Source organism: Acidihalobacter prosperus, from assembly GCF_000754095.2.
In the GTDB taxonomy this organism is placed as follows: Bacteria; Pseudomonadota; Gammaproteobacteria; order DSM-5130; family Acidihalobacteraceae; genus Acidihalobacter; species Acidihalobacter prosperus.
In genome coordinates this window covers 440,414-461,182 of record NZ_JQSG02000001.1, presented here as the reverse complement: position 1 = coordinate 461,182, position 20,769 = coordinate 440,414, and the positions used below count along the sequence as shown (strand labels likewise).

The 20,769-nt window shown below is 61.5% G+C and carries 20 protein-coding genes and 1 tRNA gene; 10 read left to right on the top strand and 11 right to left on the bottom strand.

The features are described 5' to 3' along the window. The first annotated feature begins 53 nt into the window (after positions 1 to 53). Positions 54 to 1,112 carry a CAF17-like 4Fe-4S cluster assembly/insertion protein YgfZ gene (gene ygfZ, locus THPRO_RS02230; RefSeq protein WP_038092069.1) on the top strand — a complete coding sequence of 353 codons (1,059 nt, stop codon included), beginning with the start codon at positions 54 to 56 and terminating at the stop codon, positions 1,110 to 1,112. Positions 1,113 to 1,133: 21 nt separating this feature from the next. Here ygfZ and lysS read toward each other — a convergent pair whose 3' ends face one another. Both lysS and prfB read right to left on the bottom strand, forming a co-directional pair. Next, the gene (gene lysS / locus THPRO_RS02225) at positions 1,134 to 2,624 is read right to left on the bottom strand and encodes a lysine--tRNA ligase (RefSeq protein WP_065089148.1); all 1,491 of its coding nucleotides are present in this window, start codon (positions 2,622 to 2,624) and stop codon (positions 1,134 to 1,136) included. A gap of 28 nt (positions 2,625 to 2,652) precedes the next feature. Further along, a protein-coding gene (gene prfB / locus THPRO_RS02220; RefSeq protein WP_145930664.1) for a peptide chain release factor 2 occupies positions 2,653 to 3,748 on the bottom strand; the annotation gives its coding sequence in 2 pieces (ribosomal slippage) (positions 2,653 to 3,675 and positions 3,677 to 3,748; 1,095 coding nt in all). A gap of 129 nt (positions 3,749 to 3,877) precedes the next feature. On the opposite strand from prfB, the gene THPRO_RS02215 reads away from it, so the two are divergent. Beyond that, positions 3,878 to 4,138 (top strand): hypothetical protein, encoded by a 261-nt coding sequence (locus THPRO_RS02215; RefSeq protein WP_145930663.1) that lies wholly within the window; start codon positions 3,878 to 3,880, stop codon positions 4,136 to 4,138. Positions 4,139 to 4,160: 22 nt separating this feature from the next. Here the strand turns inward: THPRO_RS02215 and recJ are convergent, their stop codons facing one another. Beyond that, complete coding sequence (recJ, locus tag THPRO_RS02210; protein WP_065089146.1) at positions 4,161 to 5,936, bottom strand: single-stranded-DNA-specific exonuclease RecJ; 1,776 nt, start codon at positions 5,934 to 5,936, stop codon at positions 4,161 to 4,163. Between the two features lie 264 nt (positions 5,937 to 6,200). Further along, positions 6,201 to 7,217, bottom strand: coding sequence for a hypothetical protein (locus THPRO_RS02205; RefSeq protein ID WP_065089145.1), 1,017 nt, complete (start codon positions 7,215 to 7,217; stop codon positions 6,201 to 6,203). Between the two features lie 253 nt (positions 7,218 to 7,470). Between THPRO_RS02205 and THPRO_RS02200 the strand changes: the two genes are divergently transcribed. Both THPRO_RS02200 and THPRO_RS02195 read left to right on the top strand, forming a co-directional pair. Continuing rightward, entirely contained in the window at positions 7,471 to 7,674 is a 204-nt protein-coding gene (locus THPRO_RS02200; RefSeq protein WP_065089144.1) for a cold-shock protein, read from the top strand. 179 nt (positions 7,675 to 7,853) lie between these two features. Further along, the gene (locus tag THPRO_RS02195; RefSeq protein WP_038092063.1) at positions 7,854 to 8,114 is read left to right on the top strand and encodes an RNA recognition motif domain-containing protein; all 261 of its coding nucleotides are present in this window, start codon (positions 7,854 to 7,856) and stop codon (positions 8,112 to 8,114) included. Positions 8,115 to 8,205: 91 nt separating this feature from the next. Here THPRO_RS02195 and THPRO_RS02190 read toward each other — a convergent pair whose 3' ends face one another. Both THPRO_RS02190 and THPRO_RS02185 read right to left on the bottom strand, forming a co-directional pair. After that, complete coding sequence (locus tag THPRO_RS02190) at positions 8,206 to 9,483, bottom strand: GGDEF domain-containing protein (RefSeq protein WP_038092061.1); 1,278 nt, start codon at positions 9,481 to 9,483, stop codon at positions 8,206 to 8,208. Between the two features lie 502 nt (positions 9,484 to 9,985). Continuing rightward, positions 9,986 to 10,062, bottom strand: a tRNA-Pro gene (locus THPRO_RS02185). Between the two features lie 159 nt (positions 10,063 to 10,221). Between THPRO_RS02185 and THPRO_RS02180 the strand changes: the two genes are divergently transcribed. The 3 genes from THPRO_RS02180 to THPRO_RS02170 all read left to right on the top strand — a co-directional run bounded on the left by THPRO_RS02180 (position 10,222) and on the right by THPRO_RS02170 (position 14,149). Then, positions 10,222 to 11,610, top strand: coding sequence for a DUF945 family protein (locus THPRO_RS02180; protein ID WP_065089143.1), 1,389 nt, complete (start codon positions 10,222 to 10,224; stop codon positions 11,608 to 11,610). A gap of 83 nt (positions 11,611 to 11,693) precedes the next feature. Next, positions 11,694 to 12,554: a diiron oxygenase gene (locus THPRO_RS02175; RefSeq protein ID WP_038092053.1), complete on the top strand. Its 861-nt coding sequence runs from the start codon at positions 11,694 to 11,696 to the stop codon at positions 12,552 to 12,554. 233 nt (positions 12,555 to 12,787) lie between these two features. Next, on the top strand, positions 12,788 to 14,149 hold the full coding sequence (locus tag THPRO_RS02170; protein WP_038092050.1) for a sigma-54 dependent transcriptional regulator: 1,362 nt from the start codon (positions 12,788 to 12,790) through the stop codon (positions 14,147 to 14,149). Positions 14,150 to 14,232: 83 nt separating this feature from the next. On the opposite strand, the gene THPRO_RS02165 is transcribed toward THPRO_RS02170, so the two are convergent. Further along, positions 14,233 to 14,490: a BufA1 family periplasmic bufferin-type metallophore gene (locus tag THPRO_RS02165; protein ID WP_038092047.1), complete on the bottom strand. Its 258-nt coding sequence runs from the start codon at positions 14,488 to 14,490 to the stop codon at positions 14,233 to 14,235. A gap of 158 nt (positions 14,491 to 14,648) precedes the next feature. Between THPRO_RS02165 and THPRO_RS02160 the strand changes: the two genes are divergently transcribed. Next, a complete protein-coding gene (locus tag THPRO_RS02160; protein ID WP_161489918.1) occupies positions 14,649 to 15,245 on the top strand; it encodes a sigma-70 family RNA polymerase sigma factor in 597 nt (198 codons plus the stop codon). Beyond that, the gene (locus THPRO_RS02155; protein ID WP_145930662.1) at positions 15,242 to 15,517 is read left to right on the top strand and encodes an anti-sigma factor family protein; all 276 of its coding nucleotides are present in this window, start codon (positions 15,242 to 15,244) and stop codon (positions 15,515 to 15,517) included. The genes THPRO_RS02160 and THPRO_RS02155 overlap by 4 nt, the downstream gene beginning before the upstream one ends. 84 nt (positions 15,518 to 15,601) lie before the next feature. Here THPRO_RS02155 and THPRO_RS02150 read toward each other — a convergent pair whose 3' ends face one another. Together THPRO_RS02150 and alaC are read right to left on the bottom strand one after the other, a co-directional pair. Further along, positions 15,602 to 16,912: a homoserine dehydrogenase gene (locus THPRO_RS02150; RefSeq protein WP_065089141.1), complete on the bottom strand. Its 1,311-nt coding sequence runs from the start codon at positions 16,910 to 16,912 to the stop codon at positions 15,602 to 15,604. A 69-nt stretch (positions 16,913 to 16,981) separates the two neighbouring features. Next, positions 16,982 to 18,160: an alanine transaminase gene (alaC, locus tag THPRO_RS02145; RefSeq protein ID WP_038092038.1), complete on the bottom strand. Its 1,179-nt coding sequence runs from the start codon at positions 18,158 to 18,160 to the stop codon at positions 16,982 to 16,984. Positions 18,161 to 18,265: 105 nt separating this feature from the next. Here alaC and THPRO_RS02140 point away from each other — a divergent pair, with 105 nt between their 5' ends. Continuing rightward, complete coding sequence (locus tag THPRO_RS02140; protein ID WP_038092035.1) at positions 18,266 to 18,640, top strand: Mth938-like domain-containing protein; 375 nt, start codon at positions 18,266 to 18,268, stop codon at positions 18,638 to 18,640. A gap of 56 nt (positions 18,641 to 18,696) precedes the next feature. Here the strand turns inward: THPRO_RS02140 and rpoS are convergent, their stop codons facing one another. Together rpoS and THPRO_RS02130 are read right to left on the bottom strand one after the other, a co-directional pair. Beyond that, entirely contained in the window at positions 18,697 to 19,806 is a 1,110-nt protein-coding gene (gene rpoS / locus THPRO_RS02135; protein WP_082954371.1) for an RNA polymerase sigma factor RpoS, read from the bottom strand. A gap of 71 nt (positions 19,807 to 19,877) precedes the next feature. Continuing rightward, positions 19,878 to 20,639 (bottom strand): peptidoglycan DD-metalloendopeptidase family protein, encoded by a 762-nt coding sequence (locus tag THPRO_RS02130; protein ID WP_038092117.1) that lies wholly within the window; start codon positions 20,637 to 20,639, stop codon positions 19,878 to 19,880. Positions 20,640 to 20,769: the final 130 nt, after the last annotated feature.

The window sequence follows — 20,769 nt, the reverse complement described above, 5'->3', positions numbered from 1 at the left end:
CCACGCTTGTTCTACCATAGCCGGATACTGAGTCACCCGAGACGGAGAATCGCATGAAACCCGAGTGGAAGGCCTACCTGCAGGACGACGGGGCCGAATTCGCCGAGGACGGCAGTGTGGTGAGCTTCGGCAATCCCGAGCGCGAGCGCCGGGTGACCACTGCGGGCAACGTGATCTGCGACCTCTCGCACTACGGCCTGATCGCGGCCTACGGCGAGGATGCCGCCGATTTCTTGCAGGGCCAGTTCAGCAACGACATCCAAGCGGTCGATGCCGGGCACAGCCAACTGAGCAGCTACTGCACGCCCAAGGGGCGCATGCTGGCGAATTTCCGCGTCATCCGACGCGACGGCACCTATTATCTGCGGTTGCCGCAAGCCCTGCTGGAGCCGATGCTCAAACGACTGCGCATGTACGTGCTGCGCAGCCGCGTGACCCTTGAAGATGCCAGCGCGAGCCTGATCAGGATGGGGCTGTCCGGTCCGGATGCCGCCACGCTGCTTGGCGAAGCCCTGGGGTGTACCCCGCCGCAAGCGGTCGACGACACTCTCACGCGCGACGGCATCACCGTGGCGCGTATCATCGGCCACCATCCTCGCTACGAGATTTACGGCTCACTGGAGCCCTTGCACAAGCTTTGGACCCGGCTGAACGTGCATGGCGCGCCGGTGGGCGCGCCATGCTGGGGGCTGCTGAACGTGCTGGCGGGGATTCCCGTGGTCCAGCCCGCGACCAGCGAGGCCTTCGTGCCGCAGATGGCAAATATGGAGCTGATCGGCGGTGTCAGCTTTCAGAAAGGCTGTTACCCAGGGCAGGAGATCGTCGCGCGCATGCAATACCTCGGAAACCTGAAGCGCCGCATGTACCGCGTGCATATCGACGCGGACGCGGCTGATCCTGGCACCGAGATCGTCGATGCCGATGCCGAGGGCAATCCTGCCGGCCGACTGGTCGAAGCCTACCGCCATCCGGACGGCGGTCTGGAAGGGCTGGCGGTGCTGCAGATCGGCAGTGCCGATCAGGGAGCGAAGCTGCGACTCGGCCAGCGCAAGGGCGCTCACGTCACGCTGCGCGAACTGCCCTATTCGCTCGAAGTCGCCGCAACGGGGTGAATGCCCGCGCACATGCGGCCATTATTCCGGTCGCATGTGCGGAAACAGCAGAACATCGCGAATCGACGGCGCGTCCGCGAACAGCATGACCAGCCGGTCGATGCCGATGCCCTCGCCTGCGGTAGGTGGCATGCCGTGCTCCAGGGCGCGGATATAATCGGCGTCGAAGTGCATGGCCTCCTCGTCGCCCGCCTCCTTCTCGGCCACCTGCCGCCGGAAACGCTCGGCCTGATCCTCGTAATCGTTGAGCTCGGAAAAGCCATTGGCCAGCTCGCGGCCGCCCACGAAGAACTCGAAGCGGTCGGTCACTTCCGGGTTGCGGGTGTTGCGACGGGCCAGCGGCGAAACCTCGGTCGGATATTCGGTAATGAAGGTTGGCTCGGACAGCCGGTGCTCGACCGTCTTTTCGAAAATCTCGGTCAGGATCTTGCCCGGACCGTAACCCGGCTTGACGGGTATGCCCAGCGCATCGGCCAGCGCACGCAGCCGTGTCGGATCATCAAGCTGCCCGGCCTCGACGCGCGGATTATAGTGCAGCACGGATTCGCGCATGGTGAAACGCGCGAACGGCTTGCTGAAATCGTATTCCTCGCCTTGATAGGCCAGCTTTTCCGTGCCGAGCAATGTCGCCGCCATCTCGCGCAGCATGGTCTCGGTCAGATCGATCAGATCCTCGTAGGTCGCGTAGGCCTGGTAGAACTCCAGCATCGTGAACTCGGGATTATGCCGGGTAGACACACCTTCGTTGCGGAAATTGCGGTTGATCTCGAATACCCGTTCGAAACCGCCGACCACCAGGCGCTTGAGGTACAGCTCGGGGGCCACGCGGAGGAACAGCGGCATGTCCAGCGCATTGTGATGGGTCACGAAAGGCCGCGCCGTGGCGCCGCCGGGAATGGCCTGCATCATCGGCGTCTCGACCTCCAGAAAATCGCGCGCGCTCATGAAATTGCGGATGAACTGCACGATCTTCGAGCGCAGGCGGAAGGTCGCGCGCGAAGGTTCGTTCATGATCAGATCGAGATAGCGCTGACGGTAGCGCACCTCCTGGTCCGTCAGGCCGTGGAATTTTTCCGGCAGCGGCCGCACAGCCTTGGTCAGCAGGCGGATGGTATCGACGCGCACGCTGAGCTCGCCCGTCTTGGTCTTGATGAGCTGACCCTCGGCACCGACGATGTCGCCGATATCCCAGCCCTTGAAGGCCTGGTAGCCATCGCCCAGCTGATCACGCTGCAGGTAGAGCTGGATACGTCCGGACATGTCCAGCAATTGCGCGAAGCTTGCCTTGCCCATCACACGCTTGAGCATCATGCGCCCGGCCACGCGCACACGCAGCTGGCGGGCTTCCAGCGTTTCTGCGTCGATCTCGTCGTATTCCGCGTGCAGTTCGCCCGCCACGGCATCGCGACGGAAGTCGTTGGGGAAAGCCTCACCGATCTCCCGTAAGCGCTCAAGCTTTTCGCGGCGCTGAGCAATCAGTTTGTTTTCATCGTCTTGCTGGATGTTACTCATGTTGTTTATTACGTTCCGCCGAAGTTCTTTAAAGTCCGCTCTTGAGCGCGGCCTCAATGAAAATGTCGATCCCGCCGTCGAGTACCGCCTGCGTATTGCCGGTCTCGACGCTGGTGCGCAAATCCTTGATCCGCGACTGGTCCAGCACGTAGGAACGAATCTGATTGCCCCAGCCGATATCCGACTTGCTGTCCTCGACCGCCTGCTGTTCGGACTGCCTTTTCTGCAGCTCGAGTTCGTAGAGCTTGGCCTTGAGTTGCTTCATGGCGGTGGCGCGGTTCTTGTGCTGCGAACGATCGTTCTGACACTGCACCACGATCCCCGATGGCATGTGCGTGATGCGGATCGCGGATTCGGTACGGTTGACGTGCTGACCGCCCGCGCCGCTCGCGCGATAGGTGTCGACCTTCAGATCGGCCGGATTGATCTCGATATCGAAATCGTCATCGACCTCGGGCGATACGAAAACCGCAGCGAACGACGTATGACGGCGATTGCCGGAGTCGAAGGGCGATTTGCGCACCAGACGATGGACACCGGTTTCGGTGCGCAGCCAGCCATAGGCGTATTCGCCCTCGAAACGTACCGTGGCGCTCTTGATGCCGGCCACCTCGCCCGGAGATTCCTCGATCAGTTCGGTCTTGAAGCCCCGTCGTTCACCCCAGCGCAGATACATGCGCAGCAGCATCTCGGCCCAGTCCTGGGCTTCCGTACCACCGGAGCCCGCTTGAATATCCAGGAAGGCGCTGGCGCCATCCATTTCGCCGGAGAACATGCGACGGAACTCCAGCTGGCCCACACGCGCTTCGTAATCGTCGAGATCGCGCTCGACGGAGTCGACGGTATCGTCGTCGCTCTCGGCCTCTGCCAGCTCCAGAAGCTCCTCGCCGTCCACGAGGCCGGCGGCGAGCGTGTCGATGGTCTCGACCACGGCCTCCAGCTGCGCCCGCTCCTTGCCCAGGCTCTGCGCCCGCTCGGGATTGTTCCACACCGCGGCATCCTCCAGCTCGCGGCGGACCTCTTCCAGACGCTCGCGCTTGACCTCTACGTCAAAGATACCCCCTGAGGGCATCCAGACGCCCCCGCAGGTCACGGATCCGCTGATAAACCGGGTTGAGTTCCATTCGGCATTCCCTTGAGCGAAAAACGCCCGATTCTACAGCATTGCGTGGCGCCGGTGGACCTGGCGCCGGCTGAACCGCGGACAGCCGCGGCGGTCTGAGTCGACGGGACAACCCTGACCGGACATGACGATGCCCAAACCGCGCCAAGACCCGACCGAGCCGGCAATCATGCACGCGCCCCGCCCCGGGCGGCGACGTCTGCTGCGCCCCGCCCGCATACGCGACAGCCTGCTGGGCGGCCTGGTGCTCGGCAACTGGATCGTCCTGTTCGATCTGCACCAGCATCTGCTGGAAAAATTTCCGCCAGCTTGGGTATGGATGGTGCTGACGCTCGATTATGCCGTCCCCGCCCTATTGTCCTATTTCGCTCTGCTGGCCCTGCCGGATTGATGTCGGGCACGGCGCCTGCGTATCAAATATGGGCACTGTCGCCGCCGGCCTCGTCCACGATGAGATCGTAGCCGGTCACTAGCAGCTGAGGACGTCGCTCGCCACGGTATTCGTTGACATCGAGCCGGAAGGCATATCGAGCCTCGTCACGCCCGCCATCGGGCGACATGCCGAGTTCAGCGTAGTGGAAGGCGATCGCCTCATGCAGCCTGCCATCCCTGGGGTCGCGCAACTGCAGCTTCAGATGCCCCTGACCAACCTCGCGTGCGGCGTGCACGGCGAACACGCCGTCGAACAAGGGTTCGGGAAACCCCTGCCCCCATGGGCCGCCAGCACGCAGGGCCTCGGCCGTCTGCAAGTCGAATTCGCCGGGCGCAAGCTCGCCGTCGCTCCACAACACGGGTTGCAAGGCCTCGTCGTCCGCATGGCGCGAGACGGCCTGCGCAAACAAGGCGGAAAAAGCATCGAGTCTCGTCGCCTCTAGCGAAAGTCCGGCGGCCATCGCATGGCCCCCGAAACGCGGCAACAGATCCGGATCGCGGGCGGCCATATCCGCCAGCACGTCGCGGATATGGATGCCGGGCACCGATCTGAGCGAACCCTTGAGCATGCCGTCGGCGCCCGGTGCGAATACCGCAACCGGGCGATGAAATCGTTCCTTGACACGTCCGGCCACCAGCCCCACCACGCCTTCGTGCCAGTCTGGATCGAACAGGCATAGCCCGTCAGGCAATGCGTCGCCGTCGAGGCGCGCGAACGCGGCCTCGACGGCCGACATCGCCTGTTCCCGCATATCCTGCTCCAACTCCCGCCGTTCACGGTTGAGCGCATCGAGGCGTTGCGCCAATGTCGCGGCGCGCGTTTCGTCCGTCGCGAGCAGGCATTCGATCCCCAGTGCCATATCGTCCAGGCGTCCGGTGGCATTCAGTCGCGGTCCAATGGCGAAACCCAGGTCGCTCGCCGCCACGCGCGCCGGATCCCGTCCGGCCACTCGCAACAGCGCGCGCACCCCGGCACGGGCCCTGCCGGCACGAATACGGCGCAATCCCTGCTCCACCAGAATGCGATTATTCGCGTCCAGAGCGACCACATCGGCAACCGTACCCACGGCAACCAGATCCAGTAGCTCGGCAAAATTGGGCGTGGGCCGCCCGTGGGCTTCGAACCAGCTCTGGGTCCGGAGGCGCGCCCGCAGCGCGAGCATGACGTAGAAAATCACGCCAACGCCCGCCAGCGATTTGCTGGGGAAGATGTCGCCCGGCAGGTTCGGGTTGACGATCGCATCGGCCTCAGGCAGAACTTCGCCCGGCAGATGATGATCTGTAATGAGTACCGCCATACCTGCCGCGCGTGCCGCGCGCACGCCGCTATGCGCGGCGATGCCATTGTCCACCGTGATGAGCAGACGTGCGCCGCGTGCAGCGGCCTCTTCGGCCAGTGCTGGCGACAGCCCGTAGCCCTGGGTAAAGCGGTTCGGGACTAGGTAGCCGACGTGCTGGGCGCCCAAGGAACGCAGTGCCTCGATCGCCAGCGCCGTGCTGGTGGCGCCATCCGCATCGTAGTCACCGACGATCATGACCGGCCACTGCTCGCGCAACGCCTGCTCCAAGCAGTCAACCGCGGCCTCCATGCCGCCCAAGGGGCGATAATCCGCCAGGCCATTCAGATCCCTGACCAGGCCTTCGGCCGCGGTGGCTCCGCGCGCGGCATAGATCCTGCGCAGCAGCGGCGGCACGCTGTCCGGCAAGGCGTGCGCCGCCACCGACCGGCGGCGCAATAGCGGGCGCGGATGTCTCATGACGACAGGCCCGCCCGCAGCGAATGCGTGGAACGACCCATGCGGGACGATGACGCAGTATGTGGTTGCTCGGTGATGGCGAATACGGTCATGCGTACAGACGATGGTCTTGCCGATATCCCGGCGACGAGCCGATGGGAAACAGTTCCGCAGGCGATGGGACGATTGTCTCGGCAGGTTTTCATCGCGGTCAACCCCGCCCCTGCTGGCGGCCCGGTTTTGCACACCGGGGCGGAGTGAACCCGAAGGCAATCGCTCGCATCCTCATGAGTCCGCCAATTGTGCTGCGAGCGCTCGTGGGCGTCTCCAGCGCGCCAACCGGCTGCGCCGTCGGATATGCCAACGGTTGCCGTCGGCATGCAGTTCGATATCCGCCACCTCTCCCGTATCCAGCGCGCGCACGAGACGCGCGAACCAGGTTGAATTCAGTCTGCCCAGCGTCCGCTCCCAGGCCTGAATGTCGTCGTAGGCCGCCGCCTCGGCCAAGTCGTCGAGCACCAACAATATCGCACCGCCACGAAGGGGGGGCGCAAATTCGTCGAGCTCGGATTTTGTGTGCGTCAATCCAGCGGCAGCAGCCATCCCAGCGAGCACGCTGCCGCCACCGATTACCCGTGCAAGCGCATCGGGTTCCCATGTCGCCGGATGTCCGCCACCCCAACACCAGAGACTGTTCACCGCGGGTTCGCCGCGCGCCTCGCGCGCCAGATTCACCGGGTGGCCGTGCAAGATCATCTGGATTTCGGTCAGACGCGTGCGCCACTTGGAGGATCCCGCGTTTGGTGCGGCTACGTGACGGAGATCGCGCCCCGCCACCTCGTGCAACATCGCCGCATTCGGAACGTCGTCGGCCGGCACGCTCAGATACCACTCCCCGGCCGTTTCGACGCGAAAGTGCCAGTCACCGTCACCCAATGCCCGGTTCAGGGCCGCCGCCAGTTCCTGCGCTTCGTCTAATCGCAGATCGAACCGCCTGGAATCCCAGACCACGGCGGAGTTGGCGTCGGCACTCAAATGCACCGGATCCGCGCAAACCCAGTCGCATCCCGCCTTTGCCGGCGGCAGGCGCCCCTGCGCCCGGAACGCGGCAATCGGTAGGTTGTCACCCTGCCATCCCAGTACCTCTGCTGCCATGGCAATATGGTTGTGCGCGCCGCGACCCCGGTGTCGCGCGCCGGCAAGCAGCACCTCCAGATGGTCGGCATGCGGCTGCCAGGCGTAATCCTGTTGCCAACGACGCAGCGGCCGGGCCAAGCCCGGAACGATCAAGTGCAAATGCATGATAGCCTGTCGTGTCTCGATGGGAGGCATAGTCTAGCGCCTGTCGGCGCTACGCCGGCGTAGCGCCTCTTATCGGGAGCTGCCGACAAAATTGGTGGCGCTCGGAGAACGATTGGCCTATAGTCGACGCCAGCGGCAGATATTGAAATTGGCAGTTTCAGCAGTTCCTTTCCGGTTACCTCCTGGACCACCTCTCTCCTATACCTGTTCGCGAACCTAACCATTTGTTTCATTTTCCAAAGGTACATCAAGCATGGCGACAGGCACTGTGAAGTGGTTCAACGAGTCCAAGGGCTTCGGTTTCATCTCCCAGGACAATGGCGGCGCGGACGTGTTCGTGCATTTCAGCGCCATTCAGGGCTCGGGCTTCAAGACCCTGGCCGAAGGCCAGCCGGTCACCTTCGACGTCGAGAACGGCCCCAAGGGACCTCAGGCGAGCAACGTTTCCGCACAGTAAACGCCTCGTGAAGCCACGCCCTCCGCGAGGAGAGCGTGGTTGCGCATCGGGCCGGTGCTGCCCTCTTCCGGCAAGGAAGGGTTAGGCATCCGGCCCGATTCGCATTCCCGTCGCCAAAGGCGCCCATCCAGCGGCGCGCTCCGGCGACACCGAACCAATCATCATACGGGGGCTCACCGATGAAAACGCTCTTCGTCGGCAATCTGGCGCCGCAGACAACCGAAAACGACGTCAAGGAACTCTTTTCCGAATATGGCACCGTGCGCAAGCTCGAACTGCCACGCGATGTGTTCACGGGCAAATGCAAGGGCTTCGCGTTTGTCGACATGGAAGGACACGAGGCGCGTGCCGCGATGGCCACCCTCGACGGCAAGACCTTCCTCGGCAACAACCTCAAGGTTCGTGACGAAAAACCCAAGGCCAAGGGGCGTCGCCGCTAGCGCGGGAAACGCCCGCCTCATACGGCCCGTTTTGGTGGAACCAAGCCCCGAGTCGGGTGCAAGCGCCTAACCTTCAAGCCCACGGCATGCCCTACATGCCGGCGGGTTGAGGCCCTGGAATATCCCATTGCACGCGATTCCGGCCTGATTGTTTGGCCAGATAGAGCGCCCGGTCGGCCCGCTCCAATAGTGCTTCGATACGTGCGTCAGCCTGCCCGCTGAGGGTGGCGCCTATGCTTACCGTCATCAGCAAGCTCACCCCTTCCCCCATATCAAGGCTCAGGGATGCGACCCGCGCGCGAATCCGCTCCCCCACCGCCCGCGCCTCGCCCAGTGGGCAGTCTTCCAGCACCACGCCGAACTCCTCGCCGCCGAGGCGTCCGAACAAATCGATATCGCGCAGCTCCAGTCCTGCCGTCTGCGCAAACGCGCGCAATGCCCGATCTCCTCCAAGATGACCGAATCGGTCATTGATGCGTTTGAACCAATCAATATCCAGAATCATCAGCACCATCGGCCGACGGTGTCGCCGTGCGCGCTGCAGCGCCGAAGCCGCATGCTCGAAAAACACCCGACGATTACGGATGCCCGTCAACTCGTCCGCGGTCGCAAGCACCCGCAAGCGGCGCTCAAGCTGCTTGCGCTCGGTCAGGTCGCGAATCACGCCTTCGACCGCAATGTAATTCCCTTCTTCATCGAACAAGGCATGGGAGCTGACCGAAACATCGACCAGTTGCCCCTGTTTGCCTCTCAGCCGCACCTCGTAGTCGGCAATGGCCTTGTCGCGCATCAACACCTCGATCAAGGCGTTCCGGTCGTTCGGATCGGCGTAGAATAGACTGGAATCCTGACCCAGTAATTCGTCGGCACGGTAACCGAGAATTCTCTCCACCGCGGGGCTGGCCATCAGCAGCTTGCCTTCTGCATCGATACGGTAATAGATGTCCGTCGTGTTCTCGAACAGCCGCACGATATTACGTTCGGTTTCGCGCAGATAGGTTTTCATGCGGTGGCGCGTGACATCCATCGCCACCACGATGATGCCCTGGGCGGGCGGGCTTGCGGCGACAGCGGAAACCGTCACGCCACGCAATTCGCCGTGGCACGTTCGGATCAGCATTTCGATGCCGAAGTACCGTCTGGCCTTGTTTTCCAAGCGCTTCAAGCGGGTGACGATCCGCACGCGATCGATCGGGTGTACGAAATCGAATATCGATCGTCCAACGACATCGTCGGAGGCATCCGCCTCCAGCATCTCAAGGGCTGCCGGATTCGCGTAAAGCAAACGCTCGTTATGGACATGGAAGACCGGCGTCGGGAGCGCATCGTAGGCCTCGTCCGCAACTCCAGTGCTGCCGGCACGCCCCATCCTGCTGCATCCTTCATTTGCCGCACATGACGTGCGTATGATCGTTTGCGCCATTGGCGCCCATGATTGGGCAGTTTAGCCCCATCTGCGCGACGGGTGGACCCTGGCCGCGCATGCCCCTATTGCGCAATCATCAAGACGCTTGGTCTCCCTGTTCGAGCGCTCGGTTCGGGTTGCGCACCCACAACGCCGCTGGCGACCGCGCAGTTGGAACAGACCTGACACGATCGACAGTGCCTCGACATGATATCCCCGGATGCCGGACATGAATGCGCAATCGGCGTCTGCAAAGGCGTGTGCGAAGTACGCAAACAAAGGTACGGCTGGCCGTGGCCGTCGGCATGTGTCGTTGACGAATGCCGACAGGGCATGTTCAACCGAAGGGAATGGGCATTGTGCGGATCTTGGTCATCATCCGCAAAGCACTTGCACCCGCAATGGCGGTACGCACAAGGCGCCCGAGTCGCCGCCTTCAAGCCGGCAGAGGATACTGAGGGAAATTTGGTCGGGGCGAGAGGATTTGAACCTCCGACCACCTGAACCCCATTCAGGTGCGCTACCAGGCTGCGCTACGCCCCGCAAAGAGGCGAAAGATTACCCGAACACGCCGACCATGGCAAACTCTGCCGAACCCCGCAGCGCCCCATGCGGCGCGCAGCCTGCCAAGGCTGTCGTGAACTGCTATACATACTCCGTCGAGGCATCGCCTATCAAAGCGAAAAGAACACGAGGATTCCGATGCATAACAGGCAGTTGCTGGCATCGGGCATTGTTGCGGCGATCATCCTGCTGAGCACTGCGCTCGCGCCGATCGCGTTAAGGACTACGGTGCACCAGGGCCTTGAAAATGCCGTCCGCCTGATCAACGCACAGGGCGACTGGCGCGCACGGCTCACCGATGTCGCACCTGGCTGGTTTTCCGGCCATGCCACCCTGATACTCCAGCCTCGCAACCCGGAGCTGAGCGCTTCGCTCGCCCGGCTGATGGGGGCCCCCGCTATCCGTCTGGCGCTCGATATCGCCTACGGCCCCCTGCCGTTTGCCGCATGGCGAAGACAAGACCTTCAGCTAAAGCCAGTGGCAGCGTTGATCGATGGCCGAATCCCCGGCCTATCCAAGCTCCTCCGTCCGACTGACAGCCGCTATCAATTTTTTGTCGTCATTCATTTCGACGGATCAGCCAGCATAAACGTTCATCTTTCTCCCGGCAGGCTGAAGCTGGCCAAAGATGGCCGTCTGGCATGGCAGGCGGCCATCGCACGTCTTCGTATCCCCGCAGGTGCCGCCGGCTGGAGCAGCGACGCGCATGTCGGGCGGTTGCATCTCGACATGACGACCCGGCAAGGGCAAACGGCCGTGGTCGCCGTATCGCCGATCAACTGGCAATCAAAACACGAAATCGTCCGGGGAAGACTGAAATCGTATGGCGCCCTGGATACAGGTGAAATCGTGCTGACCATGGACTCGCGTCGGATCGCATTGCTTAATGGTTCGCGCATCAGCGGAATGGTGCAAAGCGAAGGCGCGGACTATCTTGCCGGCGATTTCTCGTTCGCCCTGGGCCTGTCTGCAATCGGCCAAAATGCGGTTGGGCCGATTTCGCTGGACGTGGAACTGGCGCACCTGTATAGACCGGCCCTGGTCGAATTTGGTCACCGCGGTTGGTTCATGGCCTTGCATCCGGAGCGTCTGACCGACCCGGCCTCGCTCGCCAACGAGGCCCTGTACGGATTCGCCCGATTGCTCCGCCATCAGCCGCAGCTCAAGCACGCGCAATTCAGGTTCGCGGCGGATGGGAGCGGCCTCGAACTCAGTGGGCACGCGCATGTTGCCGCGGCGCCCACGACCAAGAATCCGGACATCGGCGCGCTGCTGGACTTGATTCACGCCAACATGCGACTGCGCATCGCACGGCCGCTTCTGATCAGGCTGCTGAACGAGCGGGGTGGCGCAAGAGACGCATCACGTTCCCCCGTCGAACGGCGCGCGCAGTCCCAGCGGCGCATCATTGCGTATGAGGAGCAAGGTCTGATCACCCCTCAAGGCGATGGCTATGATACCGACATACGCTTCGAAGCCGGCCAGATACGCCTCAATGGCAGCCCGTTCGACCTGGCGATGCCTTGATTCACCAGCCGAATAGGCGGCGCCCTGTCGCCTGGAAGCGTAATGCCTTAGAATCGCACGCAGATTCCAGCGTGCACTCATCCATGGTTGCGGAAGCCAGCGCCCTTACCGAACAGCTCAATCGCAGCAGCAATCCTTACCGGGATCCGCTGGCCCGTATCGATTGGCAGGATCTCGATCTCGAGGGCTGGTGGCTGCCGCAGGCCGCTGTCAGTCTACATGGCATTCCTGCCTACGAACGTCTCCCCGAAGCCCGGCGCATACGGCTTTCCCAGTACGAGTTCATCAACTTCATCGAGAAGGCCCTATGGCTTGAGGGCATCTTCATGGAACGGATCAGCCGTGCCTTGGGCAATTCCCTGGGCCAGCCATCCGAAACACTCTACCGTCTGCACGAGCTGCGCGAGGAAGCCGGCCACAGCCTCATGTTCGTGGAGTTGATCCGGCGCAGCGGCTTGCCCATCGAGCCCAGCGCATTCACACGGCCTCGACTTGCGACCTGGGTGGGACGTCATGCGCCCTACCGTTCTGCTGCCTTCTGGATAGCCGTGCTGATCGGTGAGCAGGTGCCCGACCGCATGAATCGTACGATACGCAAGCATCGCGGCGAGATCGCGGACACCATCTATGACATCATCACGCTGCATGCCATCGACGAAGCGCGCCACATCGTACACGCGCGAGAGACGCTCGATCTGCATCTGCCCAGTGCCGGGCGCCTTGCCCCTCTCTATCGTCCCCTGCTCAACAGGGTTTTCCGCCAGTTCGTGGAAGCCTTCTATTTCCCGTCGCCGGCGCTATATCGGCTGGCGGGTCTCGAACAGCCAGAAGCCTGGGCCCGGCGCGCTCATGCCAATCCCGTTCGCATCGATTTCGTCGACGAATGCGTTGCCAGCACCCTGCGCCAGCTTGCGGACAAGGGTTTACCGGTCAACTGGCGCTGACGCAGCGTCACCCAATCGACGCTCGCCAGCGACCGACGTCCTGGCCGCCATGACTTCCGTCAATGATATGACGCCTTGAGACTGGGAATTCAGCGCATATACTTGTTAGCCTGACAGTACAACGTACAGTACGCTTGTACGCTCGCTTCGACGAACTCGTGAAAGACCGCAGCGACACGTATCGCAACGGCTTTGGGCCTTGAGTTCGCCAGATACACATCCAAGGGGGATGCATGAGTGCAGCTCGCAACCTGCTGTTCTACCAGACGGATCCGCAACCGCTCCCACTCATCGACCAGCTAAGCGCGGCAGGCTGGGCGGTACATCTCGCCGATACCGTGCCCGATGCGGTCGAACTGCTCAACCATCAAGAAATCAAGGTGGGACTGTTTCAGCTCGATGGCACGGCTGACTGTACCGATACACTGAATCAGCTTCACCCCATGAACGGCACCTTCAGACAGCATGTCGAATGGGTGGCGCTGCTCCCGATCGACAGCCTCGCGGCGGAGCCGCTGCGCAAGTGCATCGCCGACTATTTTTACGACTACCATACCCTGCCGGCCGACCGCGACCGCCTGCTCTTTTCCCTCGGGCATGCTTACGGCATGGCCGACATGGTGCGCGCGCTCACCCAACAGCATCCGACCATCGATGACGAGCAGGAAGATGAGATGGTGGGCACCAGCACCTCGATGCAGGCCCTGTTCCAACAAATTCGCAAGGTCGCCAGTGTTGACGCTCCGGTTCTCATCACCGGAGAAAGCGGCACGGGCAAGGAACTGGCCGCCAGTGCCATTCACGAACGTTCATCGAGGCACGAGGCGCCATTCGTGGCCGTCAATTGCGGCGCCCTGCCGGCATCGCTGATACAGTCCGAACTCTTTGGTCACGAGAAGGGAGCCTTTACGGGGGCGCACGAACGCAAAATCGGCTTCATCGAAGCCGCGCAGGGTGGAACCCTTTTTCTGGACGAAATCGGCGACTTGCCCCATGAGCTCCAGATCAACCTGCTGCGATTTCTGCAGGAAGGCACGATCGAACGTGTGGGAAGCCGAGAAAAACTCTATGTGGATGCGCGCATCGTTGCGGCCACGCATGTCGACATCGACTTGGCCGTTAAGGAAAAACGTTTTCGTGAAGACCTTTATTATCGACTGAATGTCTTGAGCCTGCAGATACCGCCGTTACGTGAACGAGGTGACGACGTCTCCATTCTCGCGAAATATTTTTTCAAGAAGTTCTCGACCGACGGCAGCAATCGTATCAAGGGGTTCAGCGATGCTGCCATCAAGGCGATGAAAAATCACGAATGGCCCGGCAACGTGCGCGAATTGATCAACCGCGTGCGGCGAGCCATGGTCATGTCCGACAAGCGATTCATCACACCCGCGGATCTAGGCTTGGACGGGCGAAATGATCCGTCGGTCAAGCTCATGACCCTGGATGAGGCAAGAAGCGATGCGGAAGCGGAAGCCATCCGCAAATGTCTGAGGCGCACCGACAATAACATCTCCCAAGCCGCCCGCAATCTGGGTATTTCACGCGTTACGCTCTATCGCTTGATGGAGAAATACGAAATCAGGGTCACATAAGCCGACCCGGCTTCGGTGGTCGTCACGAAAAACATCTCCCTGGATGCCGCATCGATGCGGCATCCAGGGTTTACGCCATGCAATCAGGGTTTTACGAGGCTGCCTCCGGCGATTTTCTGGCACACGCCCGCCGGCACGGCGATGAAGGCGTGTGGATCCCGGTCCATGGTCGTGGTGCCCGCGCAGGAGTTGGTTGCAGTGGCGCAATCGTTATGCTGCGCCTTGCTGATTCCGTAACACTTCTCCATGGCCGGTGCAGCCGACACGCCCATGCTCATGCCGCCCAGTGTCATCGCGAGCACGGCCGCCAGCGCATACGTTGTCTTCTGTTTACTGTTCATCCTTCCCCCTTTGCATTCGGTTGTGAACCACTCGGTTGAGGCCAATGCTGTCCTCACGATTTGAGTCGTCGCGCACACCGACTTTCTTACAGCCGCACGCAAAAGACCTCCCCATCCAATGTGCTAATCTCAGCTTGGGCAGACGAGGTGGCAGCATTTTGAGCGTTTCCAAAGAAGCACCGACATCCCAGCCAGAGCATTGGCTGTCGCGTTATGGCAACTCACTCTATCGCTACGCATTGCTACGCACGGGGAATCCTGCCGTTGCAGAAGATATCGTTCAGGAAACCCTGCTGTCGGCCTGGCAGCATAGAGATCAGTACAGCATGCGCTCGAGCGAGAAAACCTGGCTCACCGGCATTCTCCGCCACAAGATCGCCGATCATTACCGGCAACGTAAACGCGCACAGGATACGGTCGATCTAGACGCGTTGGAGCATGACGGCAGCGCCATCGATCATCGCGTTTTCGACGACGATGGGCATTGGCGGCAGGATCTGGGAAAATGGGGGCGCGATCCCCTGAAGGAGACCGAAGCCGGTGCCTTGTGGGAGGTGCTGGAAGTCTGTATGGGCAGATTGCCCAACCTGCAGCGCGATGCCTTCGCGCTGCATGAATTGCAGGCCGATGGCGGCGATGACATCGCACAAACCCTCGGCGTCAAACCGAACCATCTGTATGTTTTGCTGCACAGAGCCAGATTGTCGATCCGTCAGTGCCTGGAAGCACTCTGGTTCGGAGGGGCCGCACCATGATGGGAATGATCAGCTGTCGGGAAGCGGGCTACTACCTCTCGCTGGAGCGGGAGCAGACGCTCGGCTGGCCGCTTAGGGCCAAGCTCTCCATGCATCTCGCCGTTTGTCGCAACTGCCGGCGATATCGAGTGCAGCTGCGCTGGATCGACCAGGCCATGGACAGTCTGGCCGAATCCCCTCATGCCTTGCCCCTGCCGGACGAGGCCCGCGCGCGCATTGCAGCCAAGCTCAACTCGCTGAACGCAGACCATCCGGGCGACGGCGCCGCCTGAAAACACGGCCGCCCACGACATTCGGTAGGGGGCGCAAGTACACCGTGCAGATCATCCACGAGCGCCGGGCAACCGCACTCACACTCAATTCAGATTTTCGAGGCGGATACGGGTCACGTGGTCTGCGGTCGTGTCCAGCGCCTCGATGCGACGTATCGCTTCATCCATGTTGGCTTCGCGCACCGCCGCAGTGACGATCACGATCGAGGCATCCGTCGCCTCCTCGGCTGGTTGCCGTTGCAGTACGGCTTCGATGCTGATCGACAAGTCACCCAGGATGCGCGTGATATCCGCCAATACACCAGGGCGATCCTGTGCCCGCAAATGCAGATAATAGGCGGTGACGGCCTCGCCAATCGGCAGTACCGGTAGGTCGATCAATGCTTCCGGCTGGAATGCCAGGTGCGGCACGCGGTTGTTCGGATCGACCGTCAGCGCACGCGTCACGTCGACCAGATCGGCGACCACGGCGGAGGCCGTCGGTTCCGCACCGGCACCGGGGCCGTAGTAAAGCGTGGAACCCACCGCATCGGCACGCACCAGCACGGCGTTCATGACGCCGTCCACATTGGCGATCAGGCGGCGATGCGGGATCAGAGTCGGGTGGACACGCAGTTCCACGCCGGAATCACGCCGGCGCGCAATGCCTAGGTGTTTGATGCGATAACCCAATTCCGCCGCGTAGGTGACGTCTTCTCGCGTGATGCGGGTGATGCCTTCCGTATAGACACGCTCGTACTGTAGCGGTATGCCGAAGGCGATCGAGGCCAGAATGGTCAGCTTGTGCGCGGCATCGATGCCCTCGACGTCGAAAGTCGGATCGGCCTCCGCATAACCTAGACTCTGTGCCTCCGAGAGCACATCCTCGAAATCGCGACCCTTGTCGCGCATTTCACTGAGGATGAAATTGCCAGTGCCGTTGATAATGCCGGCCAGCCATTCGATCGTATTCCCGGCCAATGCCTCGCGTATGGCCTTGATGACGGGTATGCCGCCGCCCACGGCCGCCTCGAACGCGACGGTCACGCCGCGCTCGCTGGCCCGCGCGAAGATCTCATTGCCGTGCAGGGCGATCAACGCTTTGTTGGCGGTGACCACATGTTTGCCTTGATCGATCGCGCGTAGCACCATTTCGTAAGCGATACCGGTACCGCCAATGAGTTCGACCACGATGTCGATATCGGGATCGTCCACCACATCCTGCGCGCGATCGGTCAACGCGATGCCGCTCAGATCGCAATCGCGACGGACCGATAGGTCGCGCGAAGCGGCGCGGACGACACGAATGGCACGCCCCGCCCGGCGGCTGATCTCCTCGTCGTTGCGGGCCAGCACACGCACGACGCCGCTGCCTACGGTGCCCAGCCCAAGAAGGCCGACCTTGACTGCTTCCAAAACTTCCTCCGAAAAAACTTATATTCGGTGCCGCGTCGCAAGCACCTTATTTTAAGGCGAGCCCGCTGGCTAACCTTCTCTGAACATCTGCCTGAGACCGCGAATCGCCTGCCGTGTCCGATGTTCGTTTTCGATCAGGCCGAAACGGACGTGATCGTCACCATAGGATCCGAAACCGATACCAGGCGAAACCGCAACCTTGGCCTCTTTGAGTACACGTTTTGAAAATTCGAGCGAACCCAGCTCGCGGTAGCGTTCCGGGATTTTTGCCCATACGAACATGGTCGCCTTAGGTCGCTCCACTTTCCAGCCGATACCGTTGAGGCCATCGCACAAAACATCCCGTCGCCTGCGGTAGGTGTCGCGGATTTCGGCCACGCAGTCCTGAGGGCCTTCGAGCGCGGTGATCGCCGCCACCTGGATCGGAGTAAACATTCCATAATCCAGATATGACTTCATTCGCGCCAAGGCGGCCACCAGCTTTGCGTTGCCACACATGAAGCCGACGCGCCAACCCGGCATGTTGTAGGTCTTCGAAAGCGAATAGAACTCTACCGCCACGTCCTTGGCATCAGGAACCTGGAGCACGGAAGGCGCGACGTAGCCATCGAAGGTAATCTCGGAATAGGCGATGTCATGCACCACCCAGATCCCGTGCTCGCGAGCAATCGCCACCACCTTTTCGAAGAAGTCCAATTCCACGCACTGCCCGGTCGGGTTGCCCGGGAAGTTCAGGATCAGCATCTTCGGCCGCGGCCAGCTGTCCTTGATGGCCTTCTCCAGCTCCTGAAAGAAATCCACTTCGGGCGTCATGGGCACATGGCGAATATCGGCGCCCGCAATCACGCAGCCGTACGGGTGAATCGGGTAAGCGGGGTTGGGGACGAGCACCGCGTCGCCCGGCCCAAGCGTGGCAAGCGCCAGGTGCGCAAGCCCCTCTTTGGACCCGATGGTGACGATCGCTTCAGACTCGGGATCGAGTTCCACGCCAAAGCGTTCGCGATACCATTGGCAAATGGCGCGACGCAAGCGAGGGATGCCGCGTGAAACCGAGTAGCGATGCGTGTCTCCACGCCGCGTGGCTTCGATCATTTTATCGACGATGTGCGCGGGCGTCGGACGATCAGGGTTGCCCATGCCGAAATCGATGATGTCCTCACCGCGGCTGCGGGCCTTGGCCTTGAGCTCGTTGACGATATTGAACACGTACGGCGGGAGGCGCTGGATGCGCGGGAATTCGTCTTTCACACAATGGCCTGCGGGACTGATGGGATGCCGATTGCAAAGCAATCGACATTACGCATGTGCGCGAGGACTGTCAATCGTGTGCGGGAGTAATGATAAACTGGCGCCATGCGCTTTATCGAAGACTCGGCAGACGCCAGCTACATCATCGACGCACACGGCCCAGGCTGGGTCAGCATCAATCATGTCGCCTATAGCGACAGCCTGATTGTGATGCCCGAATGGCTGCTGGTGCCTTGGCGCCCAGCCCGTTTCGACGATTTCGAGGTTGACGACCTCGCGTCGGTGCTCGACAAAAGGCCGGAAATCCTGTTGGTCGGAACCGGTGAACGTCAACGCTTTCCAGATGGCACCTGCCTGGCGAGGCTGGCGAATATCGGCGCAGGGTGCGAATTCATGAGCACCGCCGCCGCATGCCGGACTTATACCATCCTGATGGCGGAGAAGCGTCGGGTGGCGGCAGCGCTACTGCAATCCGACTGACCGGCACTTCCTGCTGGGCCTTGTCCCGCGGGAAGTGCCGCCTGCAGTACAATGCCCTAGTTCTGGAGCAGCGCCTCTTCGGAGAAACCCGTGCCTTCCAGAATCTGTCGCAAGCGCCGTAACGCTTCCATTTGAATCTGCCTTGCGCGTTCGCGGGTTACGCCCAGTGCGCTGCCCACTTCCTCCAATGTCGCCTTCTCGTAACCCATCAGGCCGAATCGACGAACGATCACTTCGCGCTGCTTGGAGTCAAGCTGCCCAAGCCAGTGGCTCACGTAGTCCGAAATGTTTTCGTCCTGCAGCAGGTCGGCCGGTTCCTGCGACTGTTCGTCCGGGATCATTTCCGACAGCGAACGGCCGCTGTCCTGGCCGATGGTGACATCCATCGAGGTCGCCCGCTCGCTGAGCTGCAACAAACGTTTGATTTCATCGACCGGGCGCCCCATCACGTCCGAAATCTCATTCAAGGTCGGATCGCGATTGAACTGCTGGGTCAATGCCCGCACGGTGCGGAGGTAGACGTTGAGTTCCTTGACGACATGGATGGGCAGCCGGATCGTGCGTGTCTGATTCATGATCGCACGTTCGATGGTCTGGCGAATCCACCAAGTCGCATAAGTCGAAAAACGGAATCCGCGCTCTGGATCGAATTTTTCCACCGCCCTGATCAGTCCCAGATTCCCTTCTTCGATCAGATCGAGAAACGCCAGCCCGCGATTCATGTAGCGGCGCGCGATCTTCACGACCAGACGCAGGTTGCAGACGATCATTTTCTGTCGGCCGGTCTCGTCGCCACGCTGCGCGAGACGTGCGTAGTAAACCTCTTCCTGGGGTGTCAGCAGCTTGGAATACTCGATTTCCTTGAGATACAGGCGAGTAGCGTCCATGTCCGCCGCCGACGTTGATAGCCGCGGCTTTTTCGCGGGAGGCGGTTCTGGCGCCGCATCCGCCTGCAATACCTCTACTTCCGCGATGGTCTCGTCGCCGTCATCTTCGTCGTCGTCCGCGTCTTCTTCAAGATCGTCCAGCCTTTCTCCCGAAGCGTCCAACGTCGTGACTTCGGCATATACGGCCTCTTGCCGGCGCGCCTCCACGAGGTCCTCGTCTGGTTCGCGTTTCTCAAGATCGCTCAGCGTTCTCGGATCCACATCTCCCCGGATGTTCATGCGTCACAACCCTCCATTCCACGTCAGTGGTCCCCGGTTGTTGATGATTCGTTTTAATTATATAAAATCTATTAATTGGCCCTTGCAGGAAGGTAGGGTATCGGGTTTACGGGATCGCCGTCCACTCTGATTTCAAAAAACAGCATCGGGCGCGTGACGCCGGTGCCGCTTTCCCCCATCAAGGCGATCGTCTGACCTCTTTTCACCACATCCCCTTCCCGCACCAAGAGCTTCTGGTTATGGCCATAAGCACTTAGGTAACGGCCATTATGCTTGATAATGACGAGGTTGCCATAACTCGGGAGGCCGTTGCCGCTGTAGACGACCTGCCCCGATGCGGCGGCCACTACCGGCTGCCCCAGCTTGCCGGCGATCTCGACGCCCTGATCGGTTTTCGAATAAGGCTGCAGCAAGCGCCCCCGAGTCGGCCAGACCCACTGCACGCGTGCTGTCGAACCGTTATCCGAACCAGGCGAACGATCGAGTGGCCTGGCTTGAGGCGGCGGCGACGCGTGATACGGCCGGGCAACGCCGGCCGTTGCGGTAGGCGCCACCGGACGAGACGGTCGATGGTCTGCCATCCGTGTTGGGGTCTGTCCAGGTCCCGGCGGATTCATCCGAATCCATTGGCCTGGCGTCAGCGTGTACGGCGGGGTCAAACCGTTCCATCGAGCGAGTTGGTGGTAATCGAGATCATAGCGCCAGGCGATCGAATACAGCGTTTCGCCTTTTCGCACCTGTACGTGGCCGGCGCGGAACCCGCTCCCCTGATACGGCAACGCGGAACAGGCCGCCAGCGCGAACGCCACGAGCATGGGCAGGATACAGCGCAATGGTCCTCGCATCATGCCGTCGGACCGCTCATGCTTCGCCGCAGGGGCAAGCATTCGCCGGGCGTGTTCGCGGGTTGCACATGCTCGTCGGTGGCGTACATCATTTCCCGATCAACCAGAGGCTTGGCAA